General features: G+C 64.7%; 23 protein-coding genes and 2 pseudogenes. 8 read left to right on the forward strand and 17 right to left on the reverse strand.

Going from position 1 to position 26,853, the window contains the following annotated elements; translation table 11 throughout:
• Positions 1-39 precede the first annotated feature (39 nt).
• Positions 40-537, forward strand: coding sequence for an Lrp/AsnC family transcriptional regulator (locus tag J8I87_RS00350; RefSeq protein ID WP_028366595.1), 498 nt, complete (start codon positions 40-42; stop codon positions 535-537).
• On the opposite strand, the gene J8I87_RS00355 is transcribed toward J8I87_RS00350, so the two are convergent.
• A complete protein-coding gene (locus J8I87_RS00355; RefSeq protein WP_209929468.1) occupies positions 531-1,448 on the reverse strand; it encodes a LysR substrate-binding domain-containing protein in 918 nt (305 codons plus the stop codon). The two genes, J8I87_RS00350 and J8I87_RS00355, sit on opposite strands and share 7 nt — an antisense overlap.
• 118 nt (positions 1,449-1,566) lie before the next feature.
• On the opposite strand from J8I87_RS00355, the gene J8I87_RS00360 reads away from it, so the two are divergent.
• The 6 genes and pseudogenes from J8I87_RS00360 to J8I87_RS00385 all read left to right on the forward strand — a co-directional run bounded on the left by J8I87_RS00360 (position 1,567) and on the right by J8I87_RS00385 (position 8,559).
• The gene (locus tag J8I87_RS00360; protein WP_209929469.1) at positions 1,567-2,646 is read left to right on the forward strand and encodes a tartrate dehydrogenase; all 1,080 of its coding nucleotides are present in this window, start codon (positions 1,567-1,569) and stop codon (positions 2,644-2,646) included.
• Positions 2,647-2,679: 33 nt separating this feature from the next.
• Positions 2,680-4,150, forward strand: a pseudogene (locus J8I87_RS00365) (NAD-dependent succinate-semialdehyde dehydrogenase).
• Complete coding sequence (locus J8I87_RS00370; RefSeq protein ID WP_209929470.1) at positions 4,147-5,124, forward strand: M14 family metallopeptidase; 978 nt, start codon at positions 4,147-4,149, stop codon at positions 5,122-5,124. Before J8I87_RS00365 ends, J8I87_RS00370 begins: the two are co-directional and overlap by 4 nt.
• A gap of 40 nt (positions 5,125-5,164) precedes the next feature.
• Positions 5,165-5,509 carry a cupin domain-containing protein gene (locus J8I87_RS00375; protein WP_209929471.1) on the forward strand — a complete coding sequence of 115 codons (345 nt, stop codon included), beginning with the start codon at positions 5,165-5,167 and terminating at the stop codon, positions 5,507-5,509.
• Between the two features lie 264 nt (positions 5,510-5,773).
• Positions 5,774-6,784: an ABC transporter substrate-binding protein gene (locus tag J8I87_RS00380; protein WP_209929472.1), complete on the forward strand. Its 1,011-nt coding sequence runs from the start codon at positions 5,774-5,776 to the stop codon at positions 6,782-6,784.
• 99 nt (positions 6,785-6,883) lie between these two features.
• A pseudogene (locus J8I87_RS00385) lies at positions 6,884-8,559 on the forward strand (GMC family oxidoreductase).
• Positions 8,560-8,574: 15 nt separating this feature from the next.
• On the opposite strand, the gene J8I87_RS00390 reads toward J8I87_RS00385, so the two are convergent.
• The 6 genes from J8I87_RS00390 to J8I87_RS00415 form a co-directional block, all read right to left on the reverse strand.
• Positions 8,575-10,002, reverse strand: coding sequence for an aldehyde dehydrogenase family protein (locus J8I87_RS00390; protein WP_209929473.1), 1,428 nt, complete (start codon positions 10,000-10,002; stop codon positions 8,575-8,577).
• 20 nt (positions 10,003-10,022) lie between these two features.
• Entirely contained in the window at positions 10,023-10,820 is a 798-nt protein-coding gene (locus J8I87_RS00395; protein WP_209929474.1) for an ABC transporter permease, read from the reverse strand.
• Positions 10,817-11,686, reverse strand: coding sequence for an ABC transporter permease (locus J8I87_RS00400; RefSeq protein WP_409518707.1), 870 nt, complete (start codon positions 11,684-11,686; stop codon positions 10,817-10,819). The genes J8I87_RS00395 and J8I87_RS00400 overlap by 4 nt, the downstream gene beginning before the upstream one ends.
• Before the next feature lie 38 nt (positions 11,687-11,724).
• Positions 11,725-13,053, reverse strand: coding sequence for an FAD-binding oxidoreductase (locus J8I87_RS00405; RefSeq protein ID WP_209929476.1), 1,329 nt, complete (start codon positions 13,051-13,053; stop codon positions 11,725-11,727).
• A gap of 2 nt (positions 13,054-13,055) precedes the next feature.
• Positions 13,056-13,766, reverse strand: coding sequence for an HAD-IA family hydrolase (locus tag J8I87_RS00410; protein WP_209929477.1), 711 nt, complete (start codon positions 13,764-13,766; stop codon positions 13,056-13,058).
• A gap of 81 nt (positions 13,767-13,847) precedes the next feature.
• Positions 13,848-14,924, reverse strand: coding sequence for an ABC transporter ATP-binding protein (locus J8I87_RS00415; RefSeq protein WP_209929478.1), 1,077 nt, complete (start codon positions 14,922-14,924; stop codon positions 13,848-13,850).
• Positions 14,925-15,024: 100 nt separating this feature from the next.
• On the opposite strand from J8I87_RS00415, the gene J8I87_RS00420 reads away from it, so the two are divergent.
• A complete protein-coding gene (locus J8I87_RS00420; RefSeq protein WP_209929479.1) occupies positions 15,025-15,984 on the forward strand; it encodes a LysR family transcriptional regulator in 960 nt (319 codons plus the stop codon).
• Between the two features lie 113 nt (positions 15,985-16,097).
• Here the strand turns inward: J8I87_RS00420 and J8I87_RS00425 are convergent, their stop codons facing one another.
• From J8I87_RS00425 to J8I87_RS00470, 10 genes are all read right to left on the reverse strand, one after another.
• Positions 16,098-16,436 carry a helix-turn-helix domain-containing protein gene (locus J8I87_RS00425; protein ID WP_209929480.1) on the reverse strand — a complete coding sequence of 113 codons (339 nt, stop codon included), beginning with the start codon at positions 16,434-16,436 and terminating at the stop codon, positions 16,098-16,100.
• A complete protein-coding gene (locus J8I87_RS00430; RefSeq protein ID WP_209929481.1) occupies positions 16,433-17,596 on the reverse strand; it encodes an FAD-binding oxidoreductase in 1,164 nt (387 codons plus the stop codon). Before J8I87_RS00430 ends, J8I87_RS00425 begins: the two co-directional genes overlap by 4 nt.
• Positions 17,593-19,032 carry an NAD(P)/FAD-dependent oxidoreductase gene (locus J8I87_RS00435; protein WP_209929482.1) on the reverse strand — a complete coding sequence of 480 codons (1,440 nt, stop codon included), beginning with the start codon at positions 19,030-19,032 and terminating at the stop codon, positions 17,593-17,595. Before J8I87_RS00435 ends, J8I87_RS00430 begins: the two co-directional genes overlap by 4 nt.
• Complete coding sequence (locus J8I87_RS00440; protein WP_209929483.1) at positions 19,011-19,331, reverse strand: (2Fe-2S)-binding protein; 321 nt, start codon at positions 19,329-19,331, stop codon at positions 19,011-19,013. Before J8I87_RS00440 ends, J8I87_RS00435 begins: the two co-directional genes overlap by 22 nt.
• Positions 19,328-21,157: an ABC transporter ATP-binding protein gene (locus J8I87_RS00445; protein WP_209929484.1), complete on the reverse strand. Its 1,830-nt coding sequence runs from the start codon at positions 21,155-21,157 to the stop codon at positions 19,328-19,330. The genes J8I87_RS00440 and J8I87_RS00445 overlap by 4 nt, the downstream gene beginning before the upstream one ends.
• A complete protein-coding gene (locus J8I87_RS00450) occupies positions 21,154-22,113 on the reverse strand; it encodes an ABC transporter permease (protein WP_209929485.1) in 960 nt (319 codons plus the stop codon). Before J8I87_RS00450 ends, J8I87_RS00445 begins: the two co-directional genes overlap by 4 nt.
• The gene (locus tag J8I87_RS00455) at positions 22,110-23,066 is read right to left on the reverse strand and encodes an ABC transporter permease (protein WP_209929486.1); all 957 of its coding nucleotides are present in this window, start codon (positions 23,064-23,066) and stop codon (positions 22,110-22,112) included. Before J8I87_RS00455 ends, J8I87_RS00450 begins: the two co-directional genes overlap by 4 nt.
• Before the next feature lie 65 nt (positions 23,067-23,131).
• Positions 23,132-24,754, reverse strand: a complete 1,623-nt coding sequence (locus J8I87_RS00460) for an ABC transporter substrate-binding protein (protein ID WP_209929487.1) — start codon at positions 24,752-24,754, stop codon at positions 23,132-23,134.
• A gap of 68 nt (positions 24,755-24,822) precedes the next feature.
• Entirely contained in the window at positions 24,823-26,097 is a 1,275-nt protein-coding gene (locus tag J8I87_RS00465) for an FAD-binding oxidoreductase (RefSeq protein ID WP_209929488.1), read from the reverse strand.
• A 40-nt stretch (positions 26,098-26,137) separates the two neighbouring features.
• Positions 26,138-26,806: a haloacid dehalogenase type II gene (locus J8I87_RS00470; RefSeq protein ID WP_209929489.1), complete on the reverse strand. Its 669-nt coding sequence runs from the start codon at positions 26,804-26,806 to the stop codon at positions 26,138-26,140.
• Positions 26,807-26,853 lie beyond the last annotated feature (47 nt).

A 26,853-nucleotide genomic window follows, 5' to 3' on the forward strand; every position in this document is an offset into this window, starting at 1 on the left:
TCGACCGACCCTTCGACATGCGGGACCGACCGACTCACGATGAGCACCGACTGCAAGCTGGACCGAATCGATCTGCGCATCCTCTCGCAATTGCAAAAGCGAGGGCGTATCACGAACGTCGAGCTGGCCGACGCAGTCGGGCTATCGCCCAGTCCCTGCCTGATCCGCGTGAAGCGGCTGGAGAAGGCGGGCTACATCGTCGGGTATGGCGCGCAGATCCAGCTGGAGAAGCTCGGCGATGTGCAAATCGTGTTCACCGAGGTCACGCTCGCCGACCATCGCCGCGAGGACTTCATCAAGTTCGTCAACGCGATCAAGGATGTCGACGAGATCGTCGAGTGCCATCTGGCGAGCGGCGGCTACGACTACCTGCTGAAGTTCGTCACGCGCAGCGTCAGCCACTATCAGAGCATCATCGAAGGGCTGCTGGAGCGCGATATCGGCATCGAAAAGTACTTCAGCTACGTGATCATCAAGACGCCGTTCGTGAAGACGCATTACCCGCTCGAAACACTCTTCTCGCAGAACCATCATTGAGGCGCGCCGGGTTCGGCCAGGCGGCCGAACTCGTCGGCCAGAAAGTCGACACACACGCGCACCTTCGCCGACGAAGCCAGCCGCGCCGGATACACCGCCCACACATTCGCGGGCTGCGTGACGCCGGGCAGCACCTGCACCAGCGCGCCGCTCTCCAGCAGCGCGCGCACGTCCCAGATCGAACGCAGCACGATGCCGCGCCCCGCCAGCGCCCATTGCACAGCCACTTCGCCGTGATTGGTCGAGAGCGGGCCCGTCACTTTGACGGACACCGTTTCGCCGCGCTCCGTCAGACGCCAGATGCCGGAGGGATGATCGCGCTCCTTGATCGCGAGGCATTGATGCGCGCCGAGGTCGGCAAGCTGACGCGGCGTGCCATGCCGCTTCAGGTAAGCGGGCGCCGCGCACAGCACGCGATGATTCGACGCGAGGCGCTTCGCGATCAAATGAGGGGCGATTTCGTCGCCGATGCGGATGTCGAGGTCAAAGCCTTCGCCCGCGACATCGACGATCCGGTCGAACAGATCGAGCCGCACGCTCAGTTGCGGATAGCGCTCCGTGAGACGCGCGAGCGCAGGCGCAACGACATGCCGGCCGAAGCCGAAACTGCTCGACACACGCAACGTGCCGCGCGGCACGCGGCGTGTGGTCGACACGTCTTCGACGAGACGGTCCACGTCGTCGAGAATTTTTTCAGCCCACGCGTACACGCGCTCGCCCGCTTCCGTGATCGCGACGCGGCGTGTGGAGCGGTGAAAGAGCCGCGTGCCCAGATCGGCTTCCAGCATGTTCACGCGCTTGCTGACATACGCCGCCGACACCGACAGCGCGTCCGCCGCCGCGCTGAAGCTGGCTTTGCGGGCGACGGCGCAGAACACGCGCAGGTCGTCGAGGTTCGGCGATTTATTCACGGTTCGTGCATAGTGGCTTAACCGAAAGCGCGATTTTATGACGGTTGATCAGGAATAGACTAGTCGGAATGGCCTTGACCTGAATCATTCCCGACAACTTTCCGACGAGGAGACGCATATGGCCCGCAACTACCGCATCGCCGTGATTCCCGGCGACGGCATCGGCAAGGAAGTGATGCCCGAAGCGCTGCGCGCGCTCGACGCCGTCAGCAAGCGCTATGGCATCGGCCTCGACTACCGGCATATCGAGTGGGCGAGCTGCGACTACTACGCGCAGCACGGCCAGATGATGCCCGACGACTGGAAAGCGCAACTCGGCGATGCCGACGCCATTCTGTTCGGCGCCGTCGGCTGGCCCGCCACCGTGCCCGATCATATTTCGCTGTGGGGCTCGCTGCTCAAGTTCCGCCGCGAGTTCGACCAGTACATCAACCTGCGTCCCGCGCGCCTGTTCGACGGCGTGCCGTCGCCGCTGGCGGGCCGCAAGGCTGGCGATATCGATTTCATGATCGTGCGCGAGAACACGGAAGGCGAGTATTCGTCGGTGGGCGGCACGATGTTCGAAGGCACCGAGCGCGAGTTCGTGACGCAGCAGTCGATCTTCACGCGCAAAGGTTCCGAGCGCGTGCTGAAGTTCGCATTCGATCTCGCGCAGAGCCGCGCGAAGAAGATCACGGTCGCGACGAAGAGCAACGGCATCTCGATCAGCATGCCGTGGTGGGACGCGCGCGCCGCAGAAATGGCCGCGCGCTATCCCGAGGTGACGTGGGACAAGCAGCACATCGACATTCTTTGTGCACGCTTCGTGTTGAATCCGGATCGCTTCGACGTGGTGGTCGCGACCAATCTGTTCGGCGACATCCTCTCGGACCTGGGCCCGGCCTGCACGGGCACGATCGGCATTGCGCCATCGGCGAACATGAATCCGGACCGCACGTTCCCGTCGCTGTTCGAACCCGTGCACGGCTCGGCGCCCGATATCGCGGGCAAGGGCATCGCCAATCCGATCGCGATGATCTGGTCGGCGGCAATGATGCTCGATTTTCTCGGCAACGGTCAGGGCAAGGAGCGCGAAGCGCACGATGCGATCCTCGCCGCGATCGAAGCCGTGCTCAAGGAAGGCCCGCATACGGGCGATCTGGGCGGCAAGGCCAACACCGCTGAAGTGGGCGCCGCGGTCGCGCACCGGCTCGCGTGATGGATGCTGCCTGACACGCAAAGGAGTGTTCTGATGACAAAGCGATACGAGTTGAGCGAGCTGATCCGCAGCGACAATTTCATCGATGGCAAGTGGGTGGCGTCGGCGGGCGGCAAGCGCTTCGACGTCACCGATCCAGCGACGGGCAACGTGATCGCGCAGGTCGCCGACAGCACGGCCGCCGACGCGCGCGCCGCCACCGATGCCGCCGCGCGCGTTCCCCGCCTGGCGCGATGCGCTGCCGAAAGATCGCGTAGACGTGCTGCATCGCTGGCATGCGCTGATGGTCGAGAACGCCGACGCGCTCGACCGCCTGATTTCGCTCGAACAAGGCAAGCCGTTCGCCGAAGGACGCGGCGAGGTGATGTACGGCGCGTCGTATGTCGCGTGGTTCGCGGACGAAGCGACGCGCATCTACGGCGACCTCATTCCGCAGCAGCAGCGCGGCAAGCGCATGAGCGCGATCAGGGAGCCCGTCGGCATCGTCGCCGCGATCACGCCGTGGAACTTTCCGCTCGCGATGATCGCGCGCAAGATTGCGCCCGCGCTCGCGGCGGGCTGCACGGTGGTCGGCAAGCCCGCCGAAGACACGCCGCTCACGGCGCTCGCGCTCGTGATGCTCGCGCATGAAGCCGGCGTGCCGACGGGCGTGCTGAACCTGATCTCGGCCTCGCGCGAAAACGCGGTGCCCGCTGTCGCCGACTGGCTCGCCGATAGCCGCGTGCGCAAGATCACTTTCACCGGTTCGACGCCCGTCGGCAAATATCTCGCGCGCGAATCGGCGGGAACGTTGAAGAAGCTGTCGCTGGAACTGGGCGGCAACGCGCCCTTCATCGTATTCGACGACGCCGATCTCGACGCCGCCGTGGCGGGCCTGCTTGCGTCGAAATTCCGCAACGGCGGGCAGACCTGTGTGTGCCCGAACCGCGTCTATGTGCAGTCGGGCGTGTATGAGCGTTTCGCCGATCTGCTGGCGACGCGCGTCGCCGCGCTCAAGGTCGCGCCCGCCACCGATCCCGCCGCGCAGATCGGTCCGATGATCAACGCACGCGCCATCGACAAGATCGCGCGCCATGTCGACGACGCCGTGAGCCGCGGCGCGCGCGTGCTGACGGGCGGCAAGCGTTTGCCGGAACTCGGCCCGACTTACTATGCGCCCACCGTGCTCGCCGACGCGACGCACGACATGCAGTTGAGCTGCGAGGAAACCTTCGGCCCGGTCGTGCCGCTGTTCCGCTTCGACGACGAAGCCGAAGCGATCCGCGCCGCCAACGACACGCCGTTCGGCCTCGCGTCGTACTTCTACAGCCAGGACGTGCGGCGCATCGATCGCGTCGCGCGGCAGCTCGAAGCGGGCATCGTCGGCATCAACGAAGGCGCGCTCGCGAGCGAAGCCGCGCCGTTCGGCGGCGTGAAGGAATCGGGCTATGGCCGCGAAGGCTCGAAGTACGGCCTCGACGATTACCTGTCGATCAAATATCTGTGCCAGGGTGGCCTCGAATGAGCGCGCACGCGTATCCGATCGAACTCGTGTTTCCCGACATCGCTGCGCATGAACGCAGCGACACGGGCATTGCGTACGTGCATACCTTCGATTCGGGCGTCGCCGGCCCGCACGTGATGATCAACGCGCTCACGCACGGCAACGAGGTGTGCGGCGCAATCGTCGTCGATGCGTTGCTGCGCGCGAAGCTGCGTCCGAGGCGCGGCAAGCTGACGCTCGCGTTCGCGAACGTCGCAGCGTATGCGCGCTTCGATCCGTCGCAGCCGGATGCGGCGCGCTTCGTCGATCAGGACTTCAATCGCGTGTGGACGGCGCAAACGCTCGACAACACCGCGCTCGATTCGAGCGAGCTGCGCCGCGCCCGTGCGATGCGGCCCGTGATCGATAGCGTCGACTGGCTGCTCGATCTGCATTCGATGCATGAGAAGAGCAAGCCGCTGATCGTCGCGGGGCCGCTCGACAAGGGCATCGCGCTGGCGGAAAAGCTCGGCACCCCCGCCACGGTGATCTGCGACGAAGGCCATCCCGAGGGCCGCCGCATGCGCGATTACGCAGGCTTCGGCGATCCGCACAGCGCGAAGAATGCGCTGCTGATCGAATGCGGACAGCATTGGGAAGCGAGCGCCGTGGCCGTTGCGCGCGATGTGACAGCGCGCTTTCTGCTGACGTCAGGTGTCGTCGATGAATCGGACCTGCCTGACGGCTGGACCATGCCATTGCCCGATGAGATGCTGATCGTGCGCGTGACGGAGCCCGTCGTCGCGAAGAGTCTCGACTTCCGCTTCGCCGATAACTACACAGGGCTCGAAGCGTTTGCCGATGCGGGCAGCGTGATCGGCTGGTCGGAAGGCGAGGCCGTGCGCACGCCGTATCCCGACTGCATGCTCGTGATGCCGTCGCTCAGGCAGTTGCGCGCGGGCGTGACCGTCGTGCGGCTCGGCAGGATCGAGCGGCGGATTGCAAGAGCGCATTAACGGTTGTGCTCCTTCCAACCATCGTCAGCGAAAACACGAGATGAAAGTCCAGCAGATCAAGCAGAGCATCGCATTGCAGCGGCTCGAAGACTGGGGCACGGCCGGTCTTCCGGGTACGCCGCCGATCAAGGTATCGGGCGTGCAGAAAATCATAAGGGGCAGCGAGGCGATCGATACGGGCATCTTCGAATGCACGCCCGGCACCTATCGCCGCTCGGTCAAACAGGCCGAGGTGATGCACTTCCTCAGCGGGCGCGGACGCTTCACGCCCGACGGCGAAGACACGGTTCACTTCGAGGGCGGCGATACGCTGTTCTTCGAAGCCCATACGGAAGGCACATGGGAAGTCGAAGAGACGATGCGCAAGATCTACGTGATCTTCTGATGCCGTGCGATTGGTAAGCGCCCTGGTGACGCGCGCAACAAGCGTCTGACATAACGCTAAGTCATGGGGACTCCAACAATTCCGGCGTTGCTCCGTCGAAATTGACTCACTATATTTTCAATCATTCCCGCGCTGTTCTGCTTCCAGCGATAAGCCGGAAGCATCGCAGCACGGAAGCCTGGAAGATGTCCTTCGCTTCAACCGTGTCGAGGAAAATTCGTGATCAACATACCGAAGTTGCGCCCGGGTTTGCGCCCATTAGCCATGACTCTCGCGTTGAGCATCGCGGGCATGGCGCCCGCCCTCGCTGCGGGAAAAATCACGTTCGTCTCGCAAGGCGGCACGTATCAGGAAGCCCAGACCAAGGCGATTCTCGATCCCGCCGCCAAGCAGCTCGGCATTACGATCAACCAGGACAGCATCCCTGACGCGTGGCCGCAGATCAAGGCACAAGGCGCCACGGGCAAGCCGATCTGGGACGTGGTCGACACGCCGACATCGAACTGTCTGCGCGGCGGCCGCGAAGGCCTGCTCGAAAAGCTGGACTTCTCGAAGATTCCGAATGCGGCAGCCGTGCCGGACAAGTACCGCACGCCCTATTCGGTTGCATACGAGTTCTATTCGACCGTCATCGGCTACAACAAGAAGACGCTGAAGAAAGTGCCGCAAAGCTGGAAGGACTTCTGGGACGTGAAGAACTTCCCCGGCACGCGCGCGCTGCGCAACGATCCGCAGACCGTGCTCGAAGCCGCCTTGCTCGCGGACGGCGTGCCACGTGACAAGCTCTATCCGCTCGATGTCGATCGCGCGTTCAAGAAGCTGCAGCAGATCAAGCCGGATATCACCGTGTGGTGGACGTCGGGCGGACAGTCGGCGCAACTGCTGCATGACGGCGAAGTCGACATGACGATGATCTGGAATGGCCGTGCGAGCGCCGTGAAGAAGGACGATCCCGATGTCGACTTCACGTTCAACGACGGCATTCTGCAGAACACGCAATTGTGCGTGCTGAAAAACGCGCCGAATCTGCCCGATGCGATCAAGTTCGTCAACGCCGCATTGTCGCCGGAACTGCAGGCCAATCTGCCGCTGTATATCGACTATGGTCCCGGCAATCCCGCTGCGTTCAAGACGGGCAAGATCACGGCGAAGCGCGCGAGCGAGTTGCCGAGTTCGCCGGAGAATGCGTCGAAGCAGGCATTGATGTCGGAAGAATGGTGGGCCTCCGATGCCGGCATTCAGGCGAAGGCGCGCTGGCTGAAGTTCATGCAGTAAGCGCCGTTTGCACTTCCCTTCCCGCGCCCGCAGGAACCTCGTTCGTTGCGGGCGCTTTTCATTGCATCGGCTGATGCGCAGCGCCTCACGACATTCGACGTGATCGACTATCTGATTCTGGGCGGCGGCTCGGCAGGCTGCGTACTGGCTGCGCGCCTGTCCAAAGACGCGAGCAAACACGTTTGCCTCATCGAAGCGGGCCGCGACATTTCGCAGACGAACATGCCCGATGCGATCCGCAGCCGCTATCCGGGCCGCGCGTATCTCGACACGCGCAACATCTGGCAGCAATTGACGGCCCGCATGAGCGCGCCCGCCGCGCAGCGCCGCTACGAACAGGCGAAGCTGCTGGGCGGCGGTTCGGCCATCAATGCGTTGATGGCCAATCGCGGCGCACCCGCCGATTACGACGAGTGGGGCACACTCGGCGCACGCGGCTGGAACTGGGACGCGTGCCTGCCCTACTTCCGCAAGCTCGAAACGGATTGCGACTTCGCCGGTGCGCTGCACGGTGCGAGCGGTCCGCTGCGCATCCGGCGCACCGCGTGGCCGCGCATCTCGCCGTTCGTGAAAGCGGTGCTCGATACGCTGCAGCAGAACGGGCACGCGTTGCATGATGATCAGAACGGGCCGTGGGAAGATGGCACGTTCATTGGCTCGATCGCCGTGAGCGCGGCGGGCGAACGCATCCCTACGTCCGTCTGTTACCTCGACGACAACGTGCGCGCGCGCAAGAACCTGTCGATCCGCACGGGCCTGGTTGTCGATCGCATTCTGTTCGATGGGCGGCGCGCAACAGGCGCACGCGTGTTGCGCGGGACGGCACGCATGAGGATTTCCACGCGGCGCGCGTGATCGTCAGCGCGGGCGCGATTCATAGCCCTGCGTTGCTGCTCAGAAGCGGCATTGGTCCAGCCAGCGATCTCAAGGCGCTCGGCATCGACGTGCGTGCGGATCGCGCGGGCGTGGGGCGCAATCTGATGGAGCATCCGTCGATTGCCGTATCCGCGTTCCTGCCGCGCGCCACGCGCACGCCCTTCCCCGACGAACATCACGAGCAGGCCATCGTGCGCTTTTCTTCCGGCATGCCCGATACGGTGCCCGGCGACATGCACGGCGCGATCCTGTCGCGCTCGGGCTGGCATTCGGTGGGTTATCGTCTGGGAACGATTTTCTTCTGGGTCAACAAGTCGTATTCGCGCGGACATTTGAAGCTGACGTCGGCGAGTCCTTTCGATGAGCCGCAGGTCGACTTCGCGATGCTGTCGGATCCGCGCGATCTCGAACGGCTGAAGCTCGCGTTGCGCTTCGGAGCGCAGACGCTCGGCGCACCATCGATGGCGCAGCATCGGGATGTGGTGTTTGCGTCGAGCTATTCGCCGCGGGTCGCGGCCGTCGCCGTGCCTGGCTGGTGGAATGCCGTGCAGCGCGGGGCGTTGAGCGCGTTGCTCGATATCGCCGGGCCGCTGCGTGGGTCATTGATCCGGCGGGTGGTGACGCAAGGCGTGTCGATCGAAGCACTGCTCGCCGACGATCGCGCGATGACCGAGTTCGTCACGCGCTCGGTGGGTGGGACGTGGCATCCGTCGGGGACTTGCCGGATGGGTGCCGCCGGCGACCCGCTCGCCGTGACGGACGCCGACGGCGCGGTCTATGGCGTGGAAGGGTTGCATGTGTGCGATGCGTCGCTGATGCCGTCGATCCCGTGCGCAAATACGAATGTGCCGACGATCATGATGGCGGAGCGGGTGGCGGATATGCTCAAGAGGCCCTGATTTCCATTCCCTCCCTCACTCTCCAAACCCCACAATCCCCTTCACCTCGAGAAACGCGTCCAGCCCCCACTCCCCATACTCGCGTCCGTTCCCCGACTGCTTGTACCCGCCGAACGGCGAGCCCGCGTCCCACGCCGGATAGTTCAGATACACGCTGCCCGCGCGCATCCGGAACGCAATGCGACGCGCCCGCGCGATATCCGCCGATTGCACATACGCCGCCAGCCCGAACGGCGTATCGTTTGCGATCGCGATCGCTTCTTCCTCATCGCGATACGGCATGATCGCGAGCACAGGTCCGAAGATTTCCTCGCGCGCAATCGTCATCGATGGATTCACGTTTGCGAACACCGTGGGCTTCACGAAGTAGCCGCGCGTCAAACCGTCGGGGCGTCCGAGGCCGCCCGTCACCAGCTGCGCGCCTTCGTCGATGCCGATACCGATCAGATGCTGCACGCACCTGAATTGCACCTCGCTGACCACGGGCCCCATCGTCGTGTCCGACGCGTCCGCGGCGCCGACGCGATGCGCTTCGGCTGCGCGCCGCGCGATGTCGACGGCTTCGTCATGCCGCGCCGCCGGCACGAGCATCCGCGTCGGCGCGTTGCACGACTGGCCGCTATTGCCGAAGCATGAATTGACGCCCGCCGTCACGGCCGCTTCGAGATCGACATCGTCGAGCAGAATATTCGCCGACTTGCCGCCCAGTTCCTGATGCACACGCTTCACAGTCGGCGCAGCGAGCTTCGCAATGTCGATGCCCGCGCGCGTCGAACCCGTGAACGACACCATATCGACATCGGGATGACTGCATAGCGCGGCGCCTACCGTCGGCCCGTCGCCGTTCACCAGATTGAACACGCCCGCGGGCACGCCAGCGGCATCGACGATCTCGGCGAACAGCACGGCATTGAGGGGCGACACCTCGCTGGGCTTGAGCACCATCGTGCAGCCCGCGGCAATCGCCGGCGCGACCTTGCACACGATCTGATTGATCGGCCAGTTCCACGGCGTGATCAATGCGACGACACCGACGGGCTCATGGTTGATCAGCGTCGTGCCCTTCCTGCGCTGCCATTCGAACGTCTCGCAGGTACGCAGCACTTCTTCCAGATGGCGCTTGCCGAGCCCCGCTTGCCATGCGTGCGACAGCTTCGCGGGCGCGCCGATTTCGCGCATGATCGTCGCGGCCATCTCGTCGTAACGGTCGAGATACGCAGCGAGAATGCGCCGCACCAGCGCCACGCGTTGTTCCGGCTGCGTGCGCGAGAACGAAGCAAACGCGCGCTTCGCCGCCGCGACCGCGCGATTGACATCCTGTGCATTGCCAAGCGCGGCTTCGGCGAACGGCGCTTCCGTGCAAGGATCGATGACGGGCAGCCGCGTCGTGCCGGACGGCTCGACCCACGCGCCGTCGATATAGAACTTCAAGGAGTTGGACATCCCGCTTCCGTAGAAAGAAATCAGGCTCGCGCCATCGACGAAGAACGGCGGCTCACGACGACGATCATCACGAGACACAAGGTCAGCGCCGTCAGCATCGTGCTGATCGCGGCGATGGTCGGATCGATCTCGTCGCGCAACGTGACAAACATGCGCCGCGTCAACGTCTGGTTCGAGCCGCCCGAAATGAACAGCGCGACGACCGTTTCATCCAGCGCCTGAATGAATACGAAGACCGCGCCGGAAATCACGCTCGCCTTGATCTGCGGCAGCGTCACCGTCATGAAGCTGCGAAAGCGGTTCATGCCGAGGCTGCGCGCGACCATTTCCTGCGTGCGGTCGAAGGTGCGCAAATCCGCGCCGACCGAGATCAGCACATACGGCAGCCCGAGCATCGTATCCGCGACGATCAGCCCGCCGAGCGTATTCACATAGCCGGCCTGCGTGAACACGAAGAACACGCCGACGGCGACGATGATGATCGGCACCATCAGCGGCAGCATCAACAGCGTGCGCAGATACTTCATCGACCAGTGCGAGCCGTGCTGAATGCCGTAGGCCGCCGCGATGCCGAGCGGCGTCGCGATCAGCGCGGCGCACACGGAGGCCGTCAGCGTCACACGCGCCGCATCGATCCACACGGGGTTGTCGAAGAACGAGTGATACCAGCGCAGCGAATAGGCGGGCGGCGGGAACGTCATGAAGCGCGTGTCCGAGAACGACAACGGCACGACGATCACCACGGGCACCATCAGAAACACGAGGATCAGCACGACGCCAGCGCCCAGCGTCAGCCTTCCGAAGGAGAGCTTGTTCATTTCGCGCCCAGGGTCTTTTCGAGGGGAATCACGCGGCTCGCGGCATAGAAGATCGCGAACACGCAGACCAGCAGCACGACGCTCACCGCACTCGCCGCGCCCCAACTGTTGTAGATCTCGACGTTGCGGCTCACGACCATCGACACCATGATCGACTTGCCGCCGCCCATCAGCTCAGGCGTGATGTAGAAGCCGAGGCACAGCACGAACACGAGCGTGACGCCCGCGACCACGCCGCTCATCGACAGCGGCAGGAACACGCGCCAGAACACATGCAGCGGCGAGCCGCCGAGGCTTGCGCCCGCCTGCGACAGATTGGCCGGAATCTTCTGCATCGCGGAGTACAGCGGCAGCACCATGAACGGCAACAGGATGTGCACCATCGCGATGATCGTGCCGAACTGGTTGTAGGCAAGCTGCACGGGCCGGTCGATCAGACCCATCGACAGCAGCGCCTTGTTCACGAGCCCCGTGCGCTGCAGCAGCACGAGCCATGCATACGTGCGCACGAGCACGCTGGTCCAGAACGGCAGGATGACCATGCCGAGTATCAGCGCGCTCCACTTCGGCGGCACGGATGCCGCGAAATAGGCCACGGGATAGCCGAGCACCAACGTGATGCCCGTCACGATGATGCTCAGCTTGAACGTCATCAGGAAGGTGTCGAGATACGTGCCCGTGAAAATGCGCCGGTAGTTGACGAGCGTGAACGCGCCGTCGTGATAGATCGACTGCCACGACAGCCACGCGAGCGGCAACACCAGCAGCACCACGACGACGAGCAGCGCGGGCGCCATCAGCAGCAGCATCGCGCGATCTTCGCGCTGCTGATGGCGAACCGACGGATCGATCGTAGCGGTCTGCATCACAGTCTGATCCTGGAAAGCGTGTTTGACTGTCGTCATCATGCACCCACGGCGTCGAGAAACTGATACCACGCGGCGACGAACCGGACACCCGGCGCGCGCAGCGAATGAAACGGCACTGGCCGCAGACCCTGCTGCGCCAGCAATGCAAGCTCGGGCTTGTCGCCGAGCGCGAGCGCCGCGGCATGCTGGCCGATCAGGCTCGCCATCGCGACACCGGCACCGTTATACCCAAGACAGAATGTCGTGACATCGTCGCTGCGGCCGACATGCGGCAATGCGTTGAACGTCATGCCCACATAGCCCGACCAGCGATACTCGACACCCACGCCGGCGAGATCGGGAAAGAGCGCGACCATCGCGCGCTGCAAGGCGGCGAAGCCCGTGTCCTGACCTTCCTTGCCGAACGCATCGCGACCGCCGAACAGCATGCGTCCGTCCACTTTGCGAAACCACTTCATCATGCGGCGCGTTTCGGTGTAGCTCCGGCGGTTGACCATCAGCTTCGCGTCCAGTTCCGGCGACAGGCTTTCCGTCGCTATCATCGCACTGCGGAACGGCACGAGTTCGCGTTGAAACGGCGCGGTCGCAGCGGTGAGATTCGAGTAGGCGTTCGTTGCGACGATCACCTGCTTCGCACGCACGCTGCCGCCGGGTACGCGAAGCATCGCGCCATTCTGCACGCGCGTCATGTCGAGTACCGGCGTCGATTCGTAGATGGGCACGCCGCGCGCCGTCAAACCGCGCGCGATGCCGTGCACATATTCGAGCGGCAGAATCGTGCCCGCATCGGCGCTCAATACGCCGCCCACGAAACCGTTCGAGCCTGTTTCGTGCGTGATCTCCTCGCGCGACTGAACGGTCATTGACGTGTCGCCGAGCTGCGTGCGCACCCAGTCTGCTTCCGCGCGAATCGACGCGAGCGCGCGCTCGGTGTGCGCGCAGCGCAGGCTGCCCGTACGTTCGAACTGCGCGCGCTCCAGCCTGAATTCGTCGACGAACTGCTCGACCACCCGCACGCCGTCATGCGCGAGCCGGTGCATGCGCTTTGCGGTGTCGAGGTCGTACGCGCTCGCAATCGACGGAAACGACAAACGGAATTTCGACGACACCACGCCGCCGTTGCGCCCGCTCGCGCCCCAGCCGATCGGGTTCGCATCGAACACCGCACAGTCGACGCCGCGTTTTTGCAGCGCATACGCGGCCGCGAGGCCCGAGTAGCCCGCGCCGATGATCGCGACGTCGACGATCAGATCGCGCGCGAGCGGCGAGCCGGTGCTGACGGGCGCATGCGTGACGGGCGAGCGCGCCGCCATCGCGCGCCAGAGCGAGTCGGGCTGCGGCCTGTGCGGTGTCGGTGCGAGCATGATCAGGCCGCGCGCGCTTCGGCTTCGACGGCATCCGCGAGCGCGGCGAGCGTCGCGAACTTGAAGGTCGGCTCGGTGACGGCTTCGGGCACGGGTGTCGCGCCGAAACCCTTCAGCCCCTGGCGACGCTCGATCCAGCAGGTCGCGTAGCCGAGCTTCGTCGCAATGCCGATGTCGTGATACTGGCTTTGCGCCGTGTGCAGGATTTCGCCGAACTTGTAGCCGAACGCTGCCTGACGGCCGCGGTTGTACGCGAAGAATTGCGGATCCGGTTTCGCGACGCCCGTTTCGTCGCAGCAGACGGTATCGTCGAACGGATCGCCGAGCGTATGCGCATACGCCGACAGCGCGACGCGGTCCGCATTCGTCATCGCGACGAGACGATAGTGCTTGCGCAGGCGTTTCAATGCCGCGACGGAATCTTCGAACGCAGGCCATTCGAGCACATCGCGCTGGAAGGCGGCAGCCGATTGTGCGTCGTCGGGCAGGCCGAGTTCTTTCGCGAGATGCAGATACACGTTCGCCATTTCATGGCTCGAGCGGCCCGGATATTTCGCGCGGCCGTCCATGTACGGTCCGAAAATCTGGTCGTCGGTCAGGTCTTTCGCTTTCGCGCCGCCAAGGCGCCGCACGGACGCGAGCACGCCCTTCTCGAAGTTGATCAGCGTGCCGACGACATCGAACGTCAGAACCTTGAAATCGGTGAGCTTCATTGCATCATCCCTTTAGCAGTTTGCGTGAATCGCGTAAGAAGGCATGCCCGTGCACAGGCGGTGGGTTAAATCAGGCTTGAATCAGGCGGCCACGACGATCGTGTCCTGAGGGTCGAGCGCAACCGTCATCTGCGCGCCCGGCGATGGAATGCGCCGGCGCGCTTCGTGGCTGCCCGGCTGTCGAAGGCTGATGGCCGTGCCGTCGGCGAGCGCGGCGAACACGCGCAGACTCTCGCCCTGATACAGCACTTCGGTGACGCGGCACGACAGACGGTTCGAGCCGTTGTGCCCGTCCCCGCCGTCGATGACGAGCTTTTCCGTTTGCACCGCGAGCAGCAGCTTGTCGCCGCGCGGCAAAGGATGCGCGGTGCGCAATACGGCATCGCCGAGCCGCACGGCGTCGTCGCCTGCGCGGCTCACATCGAGCAACGTCGCTTCGCCGATGAAGCTCGCGACGAAGGCATCGCACGGACGGTCATAGAGACGCTCGGGCGTGTCGATCTGCACGAGCTTGCCGTCTTTCAGCACGGCGACGCGGTCGCTCATGGTCAGCGCTTCGCGTTGATCGTGTGTGACGTTGACGATCGTCGCGCCGAGCTTGCGATGCAAACGGCGCAATTCGATCTGCATGGTTTCGCGCAGCTGCTTGTCGAGTGCGGAGAGCGGCTCGTCCATCAGGATCAGTTGCGGTTCGAACACCATGGCGCGTGCAAGCGCCACACGCTGACGCTGGCCGCCCGACAGCTGACTGATGTTGCGCGCCTCGTAGCCGTTCAGTTCGACCATCGCAAGCGCGTCGGCGACTTTCTTCGCCCAGCCCGCTTTCGGCTCGCGGCGTGCGCGCAACGGAAACGCGACGTTCTCGCCGACCGTCATGTGCGGAAACAGCGCGTAGTTCTGGAACACGATGCCGATGTTGCGCTTATGCGGCGGCGCAAATGTAATGTCGCGCTCGCCGACCCAGACGGTGCCGGAGGTGGGCTGCACGAAGCCGCCCAGAATGCCGAGCAGCGTGGTCTTGCCCGAGCCGGACGGTCCGAGCAGCGATACGAATTCACCCGGCGCGATATCGAGCGATACGTCGTCGAGCGCGACCACCGGGCCATAACGCTTCGTTGCCGACCTGATCGATACTCCCGTTTTCGCACGTGCGTCCATGGCGTGTCTCTCGCTGGAAGGGGATACGTTAAGAAAAATATACGGCTCGTTCTTTTTGACGGCAATTCCCAAATTGTTGGATCAGGCATAACATCAGGTCATGCCAAACCTTCGCAGGAAACTGCCGAGCGCCAATGCGCTGTTCGTGTTCGAAGCGGCTGCACGCTGCGGCAACTTCACGCGCGCCGCGCAGGAGCTCTATGTGAGCCAGCCAGCCGTGAGCCGCATGCTCGCGCGGATGGAGGATCACATTGGCGTGCGCCTGTTCGAGCGGGTACGCGGGGGCATCGAGCTGACGGAAAGCGGCAGGATTCTGTATCGCGCGATTTCTGAAGGCTTCAACGGCATCGAAAATGCAATCAGGGAAATCGAGGCCCGCGCGACGGGCGTGGAGTCGGTCACGCTATCGGTGTCGACGGGTTTCACCACGCACTGGCTGATGCCGCGCATGAGCCGGTTGAACCAGGCTTTCCCTAATATCGATCTGCGCTTCCAGCTGATATCGGGGCGTATCGGCGGGCCGCTGAACGATGTCGATCTCGGCATGCGTTTTCTGCACGATGGCGAGATCGACGATAACGCGGTGCTGGTGATGCCCGAAACGCTCCTGCCCGTTTGCAACGAGCGTTATCTGGAGAACGCGCAGACCGACGAAGGCCGCAAGCACGGCGATACGGTGATCGTCATGGACGACGAAGAGCGCGGCTGGCACGAGCGTTTCGGCGCGTTTGCCGGGCACGGGCGGCACGTCGCGGGCATGCTGAGTTTCGGCGATTACGCGATTGTCGTGCAGGCGGCGCTGCTTGGGCAGGGGATTGCGCTTGGGTGGCTCAATGTGGTGTCGCATTGGCTTGCTCAAGGGGCTTTGCTGCCCGCCGAGCAGGAAGTGATCGTCACCAGTCGCCGTTGTTGTCTCGTGCGACCTGCTAATAAGCCGCTTCGGCCTATCGTCGATGACGTGCGCGATTGGCTTATCGAAGAGACTCGCAATGATATGCGGATCATCGAGAAGAAATACCCGATGCTCGGTTTGGGTGCTGCGATGCGGCAGCTGGGTTGAAGGCCTGCGTTCATGCTCCCGCGAGAATTCAACTCAATCTGATAGCGCGGTTTTGATGGATTTTATTTAATGATCGTTTGTTGGATTTGCCAACCCAAACCCAAACCAGCGCACTAACCCCTGGCCTTCCGCAAAAACCCACTCGGCGTCATCCCACAAAACCTCTTGAAATGCCGAGCCAAATGGCTCTGATCAAAGAACCCGACTTCAGTAGCTACAACAGCCCCAGGCATACCCGCCAGCAACAGAGCCTGCGCGCGCCTAACCCGAACGCCGCACAAATACCTATAAGGCGAAAGCCCGATCTGCTCACGAAACACAGTAGCAAACCGCGAAACACTGAGCGCGGAAAGCTCAGCCAGCTGAGCAAGACTCACAGTCTTATCGAAATTGGCTTCGATATAAGCAACGGCATCCCGCAGGATGATCGGCGACTCATCGACGGTACTCATGAAGAAGCCTCGCTAGTAGCGACTTGCGCCGTCGCGGCGCGCAGGAATCGTGCGATCGAAAACGTATCGAGCGGAATCGGCGTGCTGCCCGTGTCGATCAGTTCGGCAAGCGTTTCGCCGACGCCCGGCCCAATCTGAAACCCCGATCCACTAAAGCCGAACGCATAAAAAAGTCCCGGCAATTTCGAACTGGGACCGATCACCGGCTCGGAGTCGGGCAGATAACTTTCGACGCCGCTCCACACGCGAATCACATGCAACGGAGCGAGCGCGGGCACGAGCCGGCGGAACTGCGCGATCTGCTGCACCGTGTTCCCCGGCAGCACACCTGCGCGCCGCGTCACGGCATCGGCGGGACCGGACGGGCCGCCGCCGAGCACGATATTGCCGCGCGGAATCTGCCGGAAGTAGACGCTCTCGGCCTTGACCGACGTGTACACGCCCATCGACGACCCGAACACATACGGCACCGGCTCGGTCACGGCCATCTGTGGACCGCGCGCGACGAGCGGCACGGGCTCCCCGAGTTGCGTGGATAGCGTATTCGCCCACGCGCCCGTGCAGATCAACACCTGCTCCGCGCGATACACATCGCCCGCCGCACTCTCGACGCGAAAGCCGCCCGCCTCTTTCTCGACGCGCACGATCTCCGTGTTCTCGACGATGCGCGCGCCCAATCGTGCCGCAGCACGGCCGAACGCAGGCGCCGCGAGCCGCGGATTCGCATGGCCGTCGAGCGGTGAGATCGACGCAGCCAGCACCTCGCGGCCGAGAAACGGAAAGCGCCTGAACATCGCCGCGCCGTCCAGCACTTCGAGATCGAGGCCGTAAGCGCGCGCCTCGGCGGCATAGCGATGGAAGTATTCGGCGTCGTGCGCGTGATAGCAGACTCGGGTGTGGCCCGACGCGAGGAACTCGACATCTTCGCCCAACAGTTCCTTCGAGCGCCGCCACGTATCGAGCGCGCGATTGGCCATCGCCAGTTGCGTCAGCATGCGCCCTTGCCGGCGCACACCGCCGAAGTTGACGCCGCTCGCCTGCTGCCCGGTCAGCCCGCGTTCGAGAAGGATCACCGAACGCCGCCGGCGCCGCAGAAAAAACGCCGTCGACGTCCCGACGATTCCGCCGCCGATCACGATCACATCGGCACGATCGCTCATTCGCTGAACTCCTGTGCGTGGTTATCCGCCCGTTCGCAAGCGTGTGAGGACGCGCGGGCCGGTGCGAGCGCCATCGGCAGCGGCTTCACGGGCGCCTGGCCGCGCAGCCGGCCGACGGCCTCGAGCGGCACGCGTGCCTCGGCCGCGATCACTTCGGCGCCTGCATGCGCGCAAAAGCGCCCCTGACAACGGCCCATGCCGACACGCGAAAAAGCCTTCGCGCGATTCGCTTCCAGTGCGCCCATGTCGCGCACGACGTGCCGCAATTCGCCCGCCGTAATTGCCTCGCAGCGGCACACGATGGTCTCGTCGGGCAGCGCAGCCGCGAAGCGCGCAGGCCACGGAAACGCCGCGCGCAAGCCTGCCGCGAAGCGCGTATAGCGCGCGAGTTGGGCGCGCAACGATGCAGCGCCCTCGCGTTCGATACCCGCATCGCGCAGCGCGGCCAACGCCGCGAGCCGGCCCGCGCGTTCCGCCGCATCGGCGCCGCGCACGCGCGCACCGTCGCCGGCCAGATAGACGCCCGCGACACTGCTGCGGCCATCTCCATCGATATGCGGGAGCCACGTTTGCGTCGCGCTGTCGAAACGGAATTCGCAGCCAGCGAGATCGGCCAGCTGTGTTTCCGAACGCAAGTGATAGCCGAGCGCGACGGCATCGCAATTCACATCGAGCGTCGCGCCGCTCGCGAGCTTCACGCGAACGCCTGTCACGCCATGCTCGGAAGAACCGTCGATAGCAAGCGGCGTCACGCCGCGATGAACGGCCACGCGCGCGCGCCGCAACACGCGCATCAGCGCGACGCCTTTGCGCAGCGCTTGCGGCAATGCCAGCAACTGCGGCAACGCACGCACGCGCTGCGCGAGCGTCGACGTGTCGAGCACGGCACTCACGGTCGCGCCCGCCTTCACGTATTGCGCCGCCACCAGATACAGCAGCGGCCCCGTGCCCATCATCACCGTCCGCGCGCCCACTGCGCAGCCTTGCGATTTCAACGCGACCTGCGCGCCGCCGAGACTGAACGTGCCCGCATGATGCCAACCCGGCACGGGCATCAGCCGGTCGGTCGCACCGCTGCAGACGATCAGCGCATCGAACGCCAGTTCGTCGTAGCGTGTGCCGCTCACGACATGCACCGCCTTGGGCCCGATATTCCACACCAGCGTGCCGGGCAGATAGTCGATCTGCGCGCGCAACGCATCGAACTCGCGATGCAGCGATTGCGCGCGCGATGCCTCCGTCCCATACAGCGTTTCATACGTGCGCGAAAATCCTTCCGGCTGCCGTCGATAGATCTGGCCGCCGTCGCGCCGCCCTTCGTCGATGACGGTCGGACGCAGCCCCGCTTCGACGAGCGCCTGCGCCGCGCGCACGCCCGCCGGCCCCGCGCCGATCACGATTACGTTCAACGGCTTCACGTCCCGCTGCGCGGCCATACGCCCTCCCCGGCACGCGCCATGCGCGTCACGATCGACATGCCCGGCGCCGCGGGCGTGGTGCACGCCCGCACGCGCTCGCCTTCCGACGTCCAGACCCAGCAGTCCTGGCACGCACCCATCAGACAGAAGCCCCCGCGTCGGCCGTCGCCGAATTCGGAATCGCGCAGCGTGTCGTGCGTGGTCAGCAGCGCGACCATCAGCGTGTCGCCTTCAGAAGCCTGCGCGACCACGCCGTCGACGGTGATGTTGAATGTCTTGCGCGCGGTTTCCGCGACTCTCACGAAGCGCGCCTTCATGCCGCCACCATCTCGGCCGTCTGCATGCGGATCAGTTCGTCCGCCGAGTGATGGCAACGAATCTCCGCGCCCGACGGCAGTCTCTTCATCGGTGGCCGCGTGACATTGCACTTGCCGTCGATCCGCGCCGGACAGCGCGCGCGGAAACTGCACAGTTCGTTCGAATCGCCCGCTGCGCCCATCGCGGGCAACGCGCCACCCGTCAGCGCGCGCCGCGAATCGAGCCAGCCCGGCCGCAATGCGGGCACCGAATCGACCAGCAAGCCGGTGTACGGGTGATACGGCGGCGCCGCGAGCGCATCGCGTTGACCCGCTTCGACACATTGCCCCGCGTACAGCACGATCACTTCATCGCAAATCGCGCGCACCGTCGAAATGTCGTGGCTGATGAACATGTACGACACGCCGAGCTCGCGCCGCAATTCGCCGAGCAGATCGAGGATCGCCGCGCCGACCACCGTATCGAGCGCGGACGTCACTTCGTCGCAGAGGATCAGCGCCGGGTTCGCGGCGAGCGCGCGCGCCAGATTCACGCGCTGCTTCTGCCCGCCCGACAACCCGCCCGGCTGACGCTTCGCCACCGACGCAGGCAGCTTCACCAGATCGAGCAGTTCGAGCATGCGCTTGTGCGCGGCCGCGCCGCGCAGGCCGTGATAGAAATTCATCGGTCGCGCGAGAATATCGGCGATCGTGCGGCTCGGATTGAGCGCCGTGTCGGCATTCTGGAACACGATCTGCACGCGCCGATATTGATCGAGAGTGCGCTCCGAGAGCTTCGCGGGCAGCGCCTTGCCGTCGAGCAGCACGTCGCCGCGCGCCCGATCGACCAGCCCCGCCACCACGCGCGCCAATGTCGTCTTGCCCGAACCCGATTCGCCGATCACGCCGAGCGTGCAGCCGCGCGCGATCCTCAGGCTCACGTCGTCGAGCACGCGCACGGCGGGCACGCCGTGCGCATCGATGCGTCCATAGCCCGCGCTCAGATTGCGGATTTCGAGCAGCGGCGGCGGGCCTTCGGCAACCGTCGACGCGAGGTCGGGTTCGGCACGGCGCGTCGCGGCAAGCAGTTGCTGCGTGTATTCGTCGGCGGGCGCGTCGAGCACCTGTGCCGTGGTGCCGTTCTCGCGCACCATGCCGCCGTTGAGCACGACGATGCGGTCGGCCATCTGCGCGACCACGGCAAGATCGTGCGACACATACACGGCCGTCGTGCCGAGTTCGCGCACCACGCGCTTGAACGCGGCGAGCACTTCGATCTGCGTGGTCACGTCGAGCGCCGTCGTCGGCTCGTCGAACACGACGACGGCGGGATCGGTAATCAGCGCCATCGCCGCCATCAGGCGCTGCAACTGACCGCCCGACACCTGATGCGGATAGCGCGCGCCGATCGTCTCCGGCGACGGCAGCGCGAGCGAACGGAACAGGTCGACGGCTTTCCCGCGCGCTGCGGCGGGCGTCATCAGCTTGTGCAGAAGCGCGGGCTCCGTCACCTGATCCATGATCGTGCGCGCCGGATTGAAGCCCGCCGACGCGCTCTGCGCGACGTATGCCACGGTGCGCGCCCGCAGCGCGCGCCGCCCGCTGTCGTCGAGCGACAACACGTCCACGCCACCGATCTTCACGGAGCCGCCTGCAATCGAGCAGCCGCCGCGCGCATGGCCGAGCAGCGACAGCGCGATCGTTGTCTTGCCCGAACCCGATTCGCCGATCAGCGCGAGCACTTCGCCCTTCTTCACCGTGAAATCGACGCCCTTCACGATATGGACGACGGGATCGGGCGCGGTGCCTGCGACCACGCGCAAGTCTTTCACTTCGATCATGTTCATTGGCCGCCTCCGTGAGCACGCGCGCCATGGCGGCGCAGGCTGTCGATCAGAAGATTCACGCCGACCGTCAGCGTGGCGATCGCGACAGCGGGCATCAGCACGGCAGGCGCGCCTTCCGCGAGACCGCCGATGTTCTCGCGCACCAACGAGCCCCAGTCCGCATTCGGCGGCTGCACGCCCAGCCCCAGAAAACTCAGGCCGGAGAGCAGCAGCACGATGAACACGAAGCGCAAGCCGAAGTCCGCGAGCATCGGATGAATCATGTTCGGCAGCACCTCGACGCGCGCGATGTAGAACAGCCCTTCGCCGCGCGCCTTCGCGACCTGCACGTATTCGAGCGTCATCAGGTTGACCGCGAGCGAGCGCGAGATGCGGAACGCGCCGGGAATGTACGCGAGCGCGGCGACCAGGATCAGCATCGGCACCGACGAGCCGAATGCCGCAATCACGACGAGCGCGAGCACCTTGCTCGGAATCGAGATCAGTGCATCGAACAGACGGCTGAGGATCTCATCGGCCCAACGCCCGGAGACGGCCGCGACCAGACCGAAGAACGTGCCGATGCAGCTCGCGAGCACCGTCGATGCAAGCGCGAGTCCGACCGTGTATTGCGTGCCGTACAGCACGCGGCTCAGCATGTCGCGGCCCAGGTAGTCGGTGCCGAGCGGGTGCGCGGCGCTGTACACGCCGAAGATTTCCGTCGACGTCACGGCCCCGCCCTTGTATGGCGCGATCAATGGCCCGATGAAGGCGACGCAAAGCCAGAACACGACGAGCGAGAGACCGGTCAGGCCGAGCAGCGAGAAGCGGTTCACAAGGCGGCGCAGCGCCCCGCGCTGCACGGCTTGCGGTTCGGCAGGCGCCTCTTCGTGGCGGGCGTCGGCGCACGGCTTGCCGTCTTCGTCGGGCGTTGCGTAGAGAACGGTCGTTGCGTGAGATGTGGCGGGTCGGTTCATCGTTGACGCAGCCTCGGGTTGGAGATGATTTGACATAGGTCGGCGATCAGAACGAGCGCGAGATATGCCGCGCAGAACACCATCACGCAGCCCTGCACGAGCGGCATGTCGCGGTTCGTGACGGCATCGACCATCAGGCTCGCGAGCCCCGGATAGTTGAAGATCGATTCGACGATCACCACGCCGCCGAACAGATACGACAGACTCAACGCAACGGCATTGGCGATCGGGCCGATCGCGTTGGGCAGCACGTGGCGTAACACGATGCGCATCGGCGATGCGCCCTTCAGCAAGGCCATCTCGACATACGACGCATTCAGCTGGTCGAGCACCGCCGCGCGCGTCATACGCGCCATCTGCGCAACGATCACGCAGCACAGCGTCATCACCGGCATCGCATAGATGCGCAGCAGCGCGCCGAACGACGTCACCTCCGATAGATACGACAGCGCCGGCAGCCAGCGCAGCTTCACGGCAAACACGAGCACGGCGACCGTCGCGATCAGGAACTCGGGCACGGCGAGTGTCGACAGCGTCAGCACATTGAGCACGCGGTCGAGCAGCGAACCGCGGAACATCGCCGACAACACGCCGATCACGAGCGCAACAGGCACGGACACTAGCGCCGTCAGTCCGGCGAGCACGAGCGAGTTGGGCAGACGCGTCGCGATCAGTTCGCTGACGGGCATGTTGTTCGACAGCGACGTGCCGAAGTTGCCGCTCACGACATGCATGAGCCACTGCACATAGCGCTGCAGCGCGGGCTGATCGAGGCCGAACTGGTGGCGCAAGGCGGCGACCTGTTCGGGCGTGGCGGCCTGGCCGAGCGCCTGTTGCGCCGCGTCGCCGGGCAGCAGGCCCGTGATCGCGAACACGATCGCCGACACCAGCAGCAGCGTCAGCAACGCGAGACCGAGGCGCGCGGCGATGAGTCGTTGCGCGTGAGCTTTCATCGGATATCGCCTCCTTTATAAGCCGCGTGCCGCGCATCGGCGGCACGCGTGATGGCAAAGCGGACTCAGGCTTCGAGCCAGACGTTCTCCGCGAACATGAAGCCCATCAGGCCGGCGAGCGGAATCGAGCCGAGCCCTTTGAGCTTCGACGAATGCGCATCGAGCGAACTCTGGAACATCGGAATGCCGATGCCGCCGTCTTCATGCACGAGCTGCTGCATGTCGCCGTAGATCTTCTTGCGTTTCGCGTCGTCGGGTTCGCCGCGCGCGGCGACCAGCATCTGGTCGAACTTCGGGTTCTTCCAGTTCGCTTCGTTCCACGGCGCATCCGACTTGAAGAACTGCGTGAACAGCACGTCGGCGCTCGGGCGCGCATTGATGTTGCCGTAGCCGAGCGGATGCTTCATCCAGTGATTCGACCAGTAGCCGTCGGACGGCACGCGCACCACCTGCAGATTCAGGCCTGCTTGCGGCGCGACCTGTTGCAGCAGCATCGCCATTTCGACGGAGCCTTCGGCTGCGGGCGACGCATACAGCTGCACGGGCGCGCTGCCGAGCTTCGCCTTCTGGAAATAGAACTTCGCCTTCTCCGGATCGAACGCGCGTTGCGGCAGGCCCGACAGATAGTACTTGTTGGTCGGATCGATCGGCTGGTCGTTGCCGATCGCGCCATACCCGAGAAACACGGCACGGCGAATCTGCTCGCGATCCATCAGATGCGTCAGGCCGCGGCGGAAATCCGCCGTGCCCGTGATGCCGCCTTCGTCGCGCATGATGAGGTCCGTGTACTGGCCCGTCTTCGTCTCGAGCACGGAGAAGCCCGGCGTGCCCTTGATGCGCGCCGTCGAACGCGGGCTCACGGCGTTGATCAGTTGCACGTCGCCGGACAGCAGCGCGTTCACGCGCGCCGATTCGTCGCCGATGCCGATCAGCTCCACCTCGTCGAGATGCGGCATGCCCGGCTTCCAGTACTTCTCGTTGCGCACGCCGACCGTGCGCACGCCCGGCGAGAACTCCTTGAGCTTGAACGGGCCCGTGCCGACGGCCGTCTTGAAGTCGGTCGTGCCGTCCTTGATGATCAGGAAGTGCGACGTCGCCAGAATCACGGGCAGGTCCGCGTTCGCGCCTTCGAGCGTGATCGTCACTTCGTTCGGGCCCGTCGCTTTCACTTCCTTGATCTGGTCGGCGAGCGTCTTCGCTTTCGAGCCGACAGCGGGATCCTTGTGGCGCATCAGCGAATAGATCACGTCGTTCGGCGTGAGCGACTTGCCGTCGTGGAACTGCACGCCGCTGCGCAGCTTGACGACCCACACGGTTGCATCCTTCGTATCCAGCGATTCCGCCAACGCCATCTTCGCGCCAAGATGCGCGTCGAGTTCCGTCAGGCCGTTGTAGAACATGTTCGCGCGCACGTAGTCGGTGCCGAGCGCGCCCTTCGCCGGGTCGAGCGTATCGGCGGCGGAGGCCGACTGCGTCGCCACGCGAATCTTGCCGCCCTGCTTCGGCTTGCCCTGCTGCTGGGCGAATGCGGCGCTGCTCGTCGCCAGCAGGCCCGCGCCCGTCAGCGACATCAGTCCGCCCGCGGCCATCGCGCGCAGCACGTCGCGCCGCGAGGCGCCGCGCCGCGTCAACTCTTCGAGCCGGATGCCGGCGTGGGCGACTGCTTCAGGCGATTTATCGATGCTCATGAAACTCTCCGCGTCAGATGGTCTTGGGGGAAATTCGGCAGCTTCGGGCTGTCTGTGTAAAAGCAAGGTCAGTAGAAAACGTCTTTGATCTGGTAATACGCGCCGACGAGCGGCAGGAACCACGGCTTGCCCGTGTGCCCCGGAATCGCGGGCCAGTCGAAATCGCGCCAGGGGTTCGCGGCCGCATTGCCGCCGATCACCTCGGCCATCACCTGGCCCATATGCGTCGACATCTGCGTGCCGTGGCCGCTGTAGCCCATCGAGAAGTAAATGCCGTCGTGCTGACCGGCGCGCGGCAGACGGTCCGCCGTGATATCGACGAGTCCGCCCCAGCAATAGTCGATGCGCGCATCCGCGAGACTCGGGAACGTCTGCGCGAGATTCGCTTGCAGGATCCGGCCGCTCTTCGCATCCGACGGCTGCTCGGACGCGGTGAAGCGCGCGCGTCCGCCGAACAGCAGGCGCGAGTCGGGCGTCACGCGAAAGTAGTTGTGCATCAGGCGGCTCGTCGTGTACGAGCGGCGCTGCGGCAAGAGGCGCGCGAGCTGATCGGCAGGCAGTGGCTGCGTCACGACGATGAACGAACCCACGGGCGCGAGCCTGCGCCGATACCAGCCGAATGGCCCATGCCGCGACGGCCCCGTCGCGATCAACACCTGCTGCGCGCGCAGCGCGCCGCGCGCGGATTCGATGCGATACGCGCCGCGATCCTTGTCGATCGACGTGACGGTGGCCCGCTCGAACAGGCGCGCGCCGTTGCGCACCGCCGCGTTCGCGAGTCCTGCCGCGAACCTGCCCATATGCATCTGGCCGCCGCGCTTTTGCAGCAGACCGCCGAAGAAGCTATCCGATTCGACTTCGCTGCGAATGCGCTCGCGCGCAATGATCTCGACGTCGGGATCGACTTCGCGGCGAATCAGTTCGGCCGTCTGTTCGAGATGCGCGAGATGATGCGGCTTCGCGGCGAGCTTGAGCTTGCCCGACGCGAGATAGTCGCAGTCGATCTGCTCTTCGCGGATCAGCCGCTCGACGGTATCGACGGCAGCCGCATACGCGCGATAACAGCCCTGCGCACGTTCGACGCCCAGTTGCTCGCGCAGCGCCGCATAGTCCTGCGCGACGCCCGTGTTGCACTGGCCGCCGTTGCGTCCCGACGCGCCGCCGCCGATGCGCCCGGCATCGAGCACCGTCACCGACGCGCCGCGTTTGCCGAGCGCGAGCGCGGCAGACAACCCGGTGAAACCGCCGCCGATCACGGCGACGTCGACGTAGCCTTCGACGGGCTCTTCGCTCGCCGGAATGCCGGCGGGCGCAGTGTCGAGCCAGTAGGAGTCGAGTTTCATCGGATGTCCTTGCGCGGGTGACGACAATGGCGTGCGTCTATCAAAGGCCGAGCTTCGTCGCGAGCTCGCCGATCGTGTCGACTTCGTAGTACTCGTAGTACGGCGTGCCCGGCTCGTGGCCGCGCTTGACGAACGCCTTGTGCCTGATGCCCATGTCGTGCGCCGTCATCAGGTCGTAGCGCAGGCTCGACGACACATGCAGCACGTCGCCCGGATTGCAGTTGAGCTGGTCGAACATATACTCGAAGCCCGGCATGCGCGGCTTGTACGATTGCGCCTGCTGCGCCGTGAACACCCGATGGAACGGCGCGCCGAGCTTGTCGACGTTGCTTTGGATCTGATCGTCCGAAGCGTTCGACAGAATCACCAGCTTGTACTTTTTCGCGAGACGCGCGAGGCCTTCCGGCACGTCGGGATGCGGACCCCACGTCGGCACGGCCAGATAGAACTTCTCTGCTTCCGTTTCATTGAACTCGACATTCATGCGCTTGCACGTGCGGCGCACGGCATTGACGATCACGTCGCGATACGGCTTCCATGCGCCGAGCACTTCATCGCGGCGATAGCCCGAGAAGAACGCGACGAATTTCTCCAGCTCGGCGCCGTGCAGACGGTCGCCGTACGTCTCGCGGGCCATGTCGCCCATGCGGAACTTCGTAAGCGTGCCGTAGCAGTCGAACGTGATGTACTTCGGCTCGAAATCGATCATGGTGTCAGTCCTATCGTTGTGGTGAACCCACGCGGAGTTCAGTGGCG

Source organism: Paraburkholderia sp. LEh10, from assembly GCF_017814945.1.
Classification (GTDB): Bacteria; Pseudomonadota; Gammaproteobacteria; order Burkholderiales; family Burkholderiaceae; genus Paraburkholderia.

Bases quoted from the DNA above. Each gene is read 5' to 3' on its own strand.
- J8I87_RS00410 (WP_209929477.1), bottom strand. From the start codon at position 13,766: ATGAAGCTCACCGATTTCAAGGTTCTGACGTTCGATGTCGTCGGCACG.
- J8I87_RS00405 (WP_209929476.1), bottom strand. From the start codon at position 13,053: ATGCTCGCACCGACACCGCACAGGCCGCAGCCCGACTCGCTCTGGCGC.
- J8I87_RS00370 (WP_209929470.1), top strand. From the start codon at position 4,147: ATGAGCGCGCACGCGTATCCGATCGAACTCGTGTTTCCCGACATCGCT.
- J8I87_RS00400 (WP_409518707.1), bottom strand. From the start codon at position 11,686: ATGCAGACCGCTACGATCGATCCGTCGGTTCGCCATCAGCAGCGCGAA.
- J8I87_RS00440 (WP_209929483.1), bottom strand. From the start codon at position 19,331: ATGAAGGCGCGCTTCGTGAGAGTCGCGGAAACCGCGCGCAAGACATTC.
- J8I87_RS00390 (WP_209929473.1), bottom strand. From the start codon at position 10,002: ATGTCCAACTCCTTGAAGTTCTATATCGACGGCGCGTGGGTCGAGCCG.
- J8I87_RS00435 (WP_209929482.1), bottom strand. From the start codon at position 19,032: ATGGCCGCGCAGCGGGACGTGAAGCCGTTGAACGTAATCGTGATCGGC.
- J8I87_RS00450 (WP_209929485.1), bottom strand. From the start codon at position 22,113: ATGAACCGACCCGCCACATCTCACGCAACGACCGTTCTCTACGCAACG.
- J8I87_RS00455 (WP_209929486.1), bottom strand. From the start codon at position 23,066: ATGAAAGCTCACGCGCAACGACTCATCGCCGCGCGCCTCGGTCTCGCG.
- J8I87_RS00470 (WP_209929489.1), bottom strand. From the start codon at position 26,806: ATGATCGATTTCGAGCCGAAGTACATCACGTTCGACTGCTACGGCACG.
- J8I87_RS00460 (WP_209929487.1), bottom strand. From the start codon at position 24,754: ATGAGCATCGATAAATCGCCTGAAGCAGTCGCCCACGCCGGCATCCGG.
- J8I87_RS00425 (WP_209929480.1), bottom strand. From the start codon at position 16,436: ATGAGTACCGTCGATGAGTCGCCGATCATCCTGCGGGATGCCGTTGCT.
- J8I87_RS00380 (WP_209929472.1), top strand. From the start codon at position 5,774: ATGACTCTCGCGTTGAGCATCGCGGGCATGGCGCCCGCCCTCGCTGCG.
- J8I87_RS00445 (WP_209929484.1), bottom strand. From the start codon at position 21,157: ATGAACATGATCGAAGTGAAAGACTTGCGCGTGGTCGCAGGCACCGCG.
- J8I87_RS00350 (WP_028366595.1), top strand. From the start codon at position 40: ATGAGCACCGACTGCAAGCTGGACCGAATCGATCTGCGCATCCTCTCG.
- J8I87_RS00430 (WP_209929481.1), bottom strand. From the start codon at position 17,596: ATGAGCGATCGTGCCGATGTGATCGTGATCGGCGGCGGAATCGTCGGG.
- J8I87_RS00375 (WP_209929471.1), top strand. From the start codon at position 5,165: ATGAAAGTCCAGCAGATCAAGCAGAGCATCGCATTGCAGCGGCTCGAA.
- J8I87_RS00420 (WP_209929479.1), top strand. From the start codon at position 15,025: ATGCCAAACCTTCGCAGGAAACTGCCGAGCGCCAATGCGCTGTTCGTG.
- J8I87_RS00465 (WP_209929488.1), bottom strand. From the start codon at position 26,097: ATGAAACTCGACTCCTACTGGCTCGACACTGCGCCCGCCGGCATTCCG.
- J8I87_RS00395 (WP_209929474.1), bottom strand. From the start codon at position 10,820: ATGAACAAGCTCTCCTTCGGAAGGCTGACGCTGGGCGCTGGCGTCGTG.
- J8I87_RS00415 (WP_209929478.1), bottom strand. From the start codon at position 14,924: ATGGACGCACGTGCGAAAACGGGAGTATCGATCAGGTCGGCAACGAAG.
- J8I87_RS00360 (WP_209929469.1), top strand. From the start codon at position 1,567: ATGGCCCGCAACTACCGCATCGCCGTGATTCCCGGCGACGGCATCGGC.